Source organism: Caldisphaera sp. (assembly GCF_049974385.1).
In the GTDB taxonomy this organism is placed as follows: Archaea; Thermoproteota; Thermoprotei_A; order Sulfolobales; family Acidilobaceae; genus Caldisphaera.
Genome location: NZ_JBMFIW010000038.1, coordinates 1 through 6155 on the forward strand (window position 1 = coordinate 1; position 6155 = coordinate 6155).

The 6155-nt window shown below is 26.8% G+C and carries 6 protein-coding genes; 3 read left to right on the forward strand and 3 right to left on the reverse strand.

Translation table 11 applies throughout. From position 1 onward, the window contains the following. Positions 1–126, reverse strand: a 126-nt coding sequence (locus tag ACP5GV_RS07800) for an FAD-binding protein (RefSeq protein ID WP_428103210.1), incomplete at its 3' end; no start/stop codon positions are given. A 176-nt stretch (positions 127–302) separates the two neighbouring features. Here ACP5GV_RS07800 and ACP5GV_RS07805 point away from each other — a divergent pair. From ACP5GV_RS07805 to ACP5GV_RS07815, 3 genes are all read left to right on the forward strand, one after another. Then, positions 303–1106 (forward strand): hypothetical protein, encoded by an 804-nt coding sequence (locus tag ACP5GV_RS07805; protein WP_428103201.1) that lies wholly within the window; start codon positions 303–305, stop codon positions 1104–1106. A 610-nt stretch (positions 1107–1716) separates the two neighbouring features. Next, positions 1717–3024 carry a glycosyltransferase gene (locus ACP5GV_RS07810; protein WP_428103203.1) on the forward strand — a complete coding sequence of 436 codons (1308 nt, stop codon included), beginning with the start codon at positions 1717–1719 and terminating at the stop codon, positions 3022–3024. 329 nt (positions 3025–3353) lie between these two features. After that, positions 3354–4442, forward strand: a complete 1089-nt coding sequence (locus ACP5GV_RS07815; protein ID WP_428103205.1) for an MFS transporter — start codon at positions 3354–3356, stop codon at positions 4440–4442. A gap of 192 nt (positions 4443–4634) precedes the next feature. Here ACP5GV_RS07815 and ACP5GV_RS07820 read toward each other — a convergent pair whose 3' ends face one another. Together ACP5GV_RS07820 and ACP5GV_RS07825 are read right to left on the reverse strand one after the other, a co-directional pair. Continuing rightward, positions 4635–5300 carry a TIGR00266 family protein gene (locus tag ACP5GV_RS07820; protein ID WP_428103208.1) on the reverse strand — a complete coding sequence of 222 codons (666 nt, stop codon included), beginning with the start codon at positions 5298–5300 and terminating at the stop codon, positions 4635–4637. A gap of 754 nt (positions 5301–6054) precedes the next feature. After that, a complete protein-coding gene (locus tag ACP5GV_RS07825) occupies positions 6055–6150 on the reverse strand; it encodes a MoaD/ThiS family protein (RefSeq protein WP_428103212.1) in 96 nt (31 codons plus the stop codon). Positions 6151–6155 lie beyond the last annotated feature (5 nt).

The following is a 6155-nucleotide window of genomic DNA, read 5'->3' on the forward strand; positions in this document are numbered from 1 at the left end:
GACTTTGCTTATGATACCTACGTCAAGTTTATCTCCATATTTTCTTTTTATCTCAACAGCGGCTCTAAGACCTGCAATACCGCTACCTATTATTAAAATATCATGCTTTATAGATTCAATTGGCATAAGATCACGCTCATTATAATCATGAATTAAATAAATTTATAAGTATTCAATTAAAGAAATAATGATGAACTCAAATCATGAATTAAATATAATTTTTTTATACAAGAATTAAATAAAAGTATTATTAGCTTGATACATCTTAATCTCTTTTTGTCTAAATAACATGTGATATAGGAATGGAAATCGAAAACAAAATAACAATAAAAGACTTTTGTCAATTGTATAATAGCTCTAATCTAGGTGAATTGCTATTTAGTTTAAATGTGTCAAAAAATTCATTTTATAATTTTTGGAAAAAAATCAAAGAAAATTATAGAATATACATGGTACCTAATATTCGTAATCTAAATTTAATATTAATTGAGTCAAAGAAAAAAATAAGAAATTATGAAATAATAAGTATAAGAAGTTTGTCGTCTGTATCTTTGTATTATACTAAGATCAACGAAATTTATGGCTATAATTTAAAAAATGCTTACACTATAGAAGGGGTAGATTGTTTTAATAGTTTTTATTATGCAATGAAAAAAACAAAAAAGAAATTATCTGATGAAGAATTTAAAATTTTATCCTTAGCAACTAAAGAATTAATGACTGCCAAGCAAATGGAGAACGTTTTAAAAATACCATGGCAAAGAATATATAATATTATATATAATTTTAGAAAATTAGGTTTTTTTATTTCGTTATCATACGAAAAAATTAGTGAAGATTCGTTATACGTGAGAATTAAGCTTGACAACGATGATATAGTATCTTATCATTCAATTATAGAAAAGTTTTCTTATAGGCCTGTTGGATCTGTATTAATTCTTAGGTCTCTTAAAGACAGCAAGTTAAATGTAGTCTTTCCTATAAAATTGGATAAATTAATAGAACTAATAAATTATATTAATAAAGGCAAACTAAATATACATTTTAAAATAGAAAATGTTTATTATAAATACAGTTTACCACCGTTAAATTTCAATCAACAATAATAAGTTAACTATGCATTATTATATGAGGAAATATAGATATTATTTCTTTAGGAAAGGTTAAGCATTAATGACTTTCCATTAAATCTAAAATCTTCAAGTTTTGTTTAAATTAGATTTTAAAATATTAAATCCATGTTAGGTATAAAGATAAGGAGGAAAACTGGTTTTTGCTTAAAGGTGCCAATGGACTATTGAAATAAAAATTATTAATTAGAAAAGAGAATGCTAAAATATGTTCATAAAGGGGCATAATGCTTAAAAATTCAGAAGATATATGTCATAAGAACTTTAAGAAAATCATATTTATCTAAATCATTATCCTGATTCTTGGTTATATTCATTAAACATAAAATTAACGAAAGTTAAATGCCAGAAGTAAATTAATAATCTAATGAAGTTCTTAAATACTTAAGGATTATTTATTTTCAGATTTTAGACAATTTATCTGTATGTTAGTGACAAGTGTTTGTCATTTCTTTTGATTGCGGTTTTTATAGATAAATCTATTAAATTAAGTTTTAAAAATATTTAAAAATTATTAAAAATATTTAATTTTTTAATTAAATTTATAAGGTAGTTATGATAGCTATAAATATAGCGTGAAAAAACAATGCAAAATCAATATATCGATATAAATCAAGTTCAAACATTACTAAAAATAATTAATGTAGAATATCAGCTCTATATTCCAAAATGGGCTATGGGGTATATAATAATTACAGGGGCTATAGCGAGCATTTTGGCTGCTTTTGAGTTAGCACTTTTTGTTTCCCCAATAAAAATAGAAAATAACATTCAGATAGAAAAGATTAAGAAAAAACTTAAAAATTATCCTTTAGTTTCGATAATATTGCCTTCGTATAAAGAAGGAAATTTACTATTAAGAGCTTTAAATTCTATTAAAGAACAAACTTATCCGCATGATAAAATAGAAGTAATATTGGCTGTAGAACATGATGATGATACTATACAAGAAGCCTTAAAATTAGCTGGATTATCAAATTGTAAAGAAAATGGTTGTAACGGTTACATGGACCAAATAAAAACTAAATTAGTATATGGCAAGAAACAGGGAAAGCCTTCAGCATTAAATGAAGCTCTTAAATATGCTGAAGGAGAAATAATTGGAGTTTTAGATGCTGATGATGTCCTGACAAAAAATGCTATTATTGCTGCAATACCATATTTGATAGACAACAAAGCAGATGCTATTCAATTGCCTAGAGAAATATTTTTAGATAAAGGTTCAGAAAAAACATTTAAAGGTGTTCATATAAGAGCACAGGAGGCAGAAATGTTTCTTTATACTAAATTATTGGCTCCTGTAATGGAAACTCTATCGGGTATATCATGGGTTATAGGTTCTGGTTATTTTGTTAAAAAAGATGTTTTAGAAAAAATGAATGGATGGGAAGAAAGTGCAGCAACTGAAGATCTTGATCTTAGTATAAGGATGATAGCATCTGGATATAAGATAAAGGTTCTAAATGATAACCCGGTATATACCGAGCCTGTTAGATATTATTCTCAACTGATAACTCAAAAAGAAAGATGGGTAAGGGGAATGCTATTATTAGTGCCAAAAGTTTTGAGGCATCCTAGAAAATCATGGCCTTTATTAGCTCTTTATTTAATGCCTATTGCAGAATATGCAACTATTTTATGGCCAATAATGGCTCCTTACGCATTAAATTATGCAATAATAGCATTTCTTATAGAATTTTTAGCAGGATTCGCTGCATATTATGCATTATATAAAAGGGTTGGTAAGAAAATCAGGCCATTACCTGTTATACTTGCATTTTATGGAATTACAGCTTGGATTGCGCTAGTGAAATTAATAATAGGTAAGGCACATGAATGGAAGGGGACTAGAATTAATGAAACTAATAGGATAAAGAATAAAGTTACCCAATAAAAATATTTATTTTTATAATATGTAAAATACAATAAATAAATATAAGTAGACCTTAAAATAATAATTGCAAAACACCTGCTTAAGGTTTAGTAGAAGTTTTAGGTTCTAGAAAAATATATAGATTTATATTAATGAATCTCTTTTAAGAATAAAGGTATATCAATTTTTACTGGCAATATCGGTTCGGAAGAAAAAATAACGTAGTATAAAAGTATAATATTTCAGACCTAAAGATTAGTATAACATTCAGCATAGGTAAGAAGTTAGTATAAAAAACGAAAAAGCTAATTTATTTTTTGAAATGAATCTTTTCTAATTGGGAGCTTAACTTGAATGATATAAACAAGCTAACGATCATTAGTTTCATACGTACATTTTCGATATCTACAGTAAACCCATATATAGGTCTAGCTCTAAACCAATATTATAAGCTTCCTATTTATCTAGTTGGTATTTATTATCTTGGATTAACTTTAATCACTGCTATAGGTTATGTATTTGGAGGTTATATGGCAGATATTATAGGGAGAAGAAATAGTATGGTATTATCTACTATCTTAGCATCTTTATTTTTGTTATTATCACTAATAGATCCAATAATATTTATATTATTCATGTATTTTTTTAGTAATGCATACGGCTCTGCTAATAATACGTTTGTTGGAGATACCTCAAATAACGTTAAAGGACTCATTAAATCATTTAGCCGAATTAGAAGAGGTGCAAATGCTGGTTGGGCTATTGGGCCGGCTATAGGTGGTTTCCTTTATGATAAATATGGATTTAATACAATAATAATGATTGCTGGAATAGTTTCTTTAATTGCTGTACCATTTCTCTTACCACTAAAGAATAATAAGGGTTCAAGAAAAATATTAATTAGACCATCAAAAAAATTTTCGAAGTTTTTAATTCCATCTATTTTAACATCTATAATTATGGGCCAACTAGGTTTGCCGTTTGTGCTATATGCATCTAGGTATTTTTCTGTTAGCATAGCCGGTTATATGTTTAGTATAAATGGTGGTATGGTGGTTTTATTTCAAGATTTATTTGGAAATAAATTTTCAAAATTTAACTATAAGCATTCTTTATCTATTGGCATGATTATATACTCATTGGCATATCTTAATTTAATTTTTATAAGCAGGGTTTACGAATTAGCTTTAGATGTTATCCTATTAACAATAGCAGAAATGATTGTATCACCAATAAATAATGCAGTTGCAAATGCTTTATCGGAAAGTGGAGATAGAGGAAAGTATATGGGATTTTTTGGTTTAACTGTTGGTATTGGAAGAACTTTGGGTCAATCATTGAGTACGGAACTTTCGTTTTCAAAATACGTTGAATGGGGAGATGTTTCATTTATTGCTGTTTTATCATCAGTTCTTTACTTATTTTTAACAGAGATATAAAAATATATAAAGGATAATTCTTTTTAAATTTTGATAGAAATATACTAAAAATTTGCTTTTGTTAGACTTCTAAATAAGATTTCTTAAAAATTTCTTAATAGATATTTAATCAAAAATATTATAATTAATAGTTTTTACTCGATAAAATTAACTTCATGATATTTTTCATCTTTAGAGCTGATATTAAATCTGTTATTGCCTTTTTGGCAGATATTTATAAATAGATAAAGCCACATCTCTTCTTGATGAGCTTTTAACCCATACTTTTCCTTCTCCTTTGATATTAACAAAGAACAAACCTTCGTCTCCAAACAACATTGTTTTTAAATTTCCGGCCCTAGTTATTCCATAGCTTAATCCTTCTTCAAATGCCAAGAGGTGAGAAGCTTCTACATGAATTTCTTGCCCATTTTTTAGTTGGATTTCATTAACTTGACCGACAGCATGAAGGAATAATGAGCCATTACCTTCTAATTTTGCTAAAAATATTCCTTCTCCTCCAAAAATTCCAGCTGTTAAGCTGCCTAGTTTTGCATCATATTTAATTGTTTTTTCACTTGCTAAAAATGACGTATGTTCTGCCAATACTCCTTTATCCATTAAATCAATTTTTAAGACTTTACCAGCTAGAGGAGAGGATAAAGCAATTTTCCCAGGTCCCTTTGCTTCTAATAGGAAGAAAGTAGTGCCAGTTATTTCTCTTTTTAGAGCTGACAAAAATCCTCCTGCCATTTTAGCATTTAACGAAACTTCTTTATCTTTATATATTAAATGACTTCCATCTATATAAACTTCTTCGTTTGGTTCAAGATCAATTAGAAGATATTGAAATTCACTTCCTATAAATTCGTATTTCATTTATATCGCCATTTAATTTATATAAATTTAAGATATTAAATATATATGAAATAAAATAACAAAATTAAAAATACTTATAAGATTTATTATATACACTAAATTTAATATTAATATATTAAAACATTTTATTATAAATTTATGAATTAAAGATAATAAAATTTATTATAAAAATTAATTTAAACTTCAAATCATTAAAATACGAACCTTCTTAAACATTTAGGATGTCTTCTTATAGATATTATTTTCTATTTTCAATGGCTTTAGAGAGGTAAAATTTCACTCCTCTTATCTAAGAGTTAGGTAATTGGTTATGATTGATTCTATTCTATTTTTCCCTTAATTGATTAAAATATTACTTAACATTATAAAGTTTATTTAAGACAGTAACATATTTACGTAACTATTGATTATTTTTTAATCACTTCTAAATATTGTTTTGATTTAAGTAACGTTTATTATAGTATTACAAAGTACTTTTTATTAATGATCTATTAACTGATGACGGGCTCTGCTCACGAGGGTCAGAGTGAAAAACCAGATGGGAGGGTAATGATGTTTCTCTCGACTAGCCCCAATGATTTAAGGGTGAAAATTTATGATCCCTTAATAGGGGTGCCGTGGCGGAATTATAAGTAATTAAAAATAAGAAAAAGTTACGCCACAGGTAAACACTATTTATCAATGAACACAATTTCTTTTAATCATTAAATTAGAGATATTTAACATTTAGCATATAAATTATCAAAAAACAAGTTTATCCTCCTTTTATTGGTGGAATTATAGAGATAAAATCACCGTCATTTATTTTAAATTTGCCTATGGCTTTAATATTTCTTCCGTTAATTAACACAATCG

Coding starts and splice junctions, on each gene's coding strand:
- ACP5GV_RS07805 (WP_428103201.1), top strand. CDS start 303: ATGGAAATCGAAAACAAAATAACAATAAAAGACTTTTGTCAATTGTAT.
- ACP5GV_RS07810 (WP_428103203.1), top strand. CDS start 1,717: ATGCAAAATCAATATATCGATATAAATCAAGTTCAAACATTACTAAAA.
- ACP5GV_RS07820 (WP_428103208.1), bottom strand. CDS start 5,300: ATGAAATACGAATTTATAGGAAGTGAATTTCAATATCTTCTAATTGAT.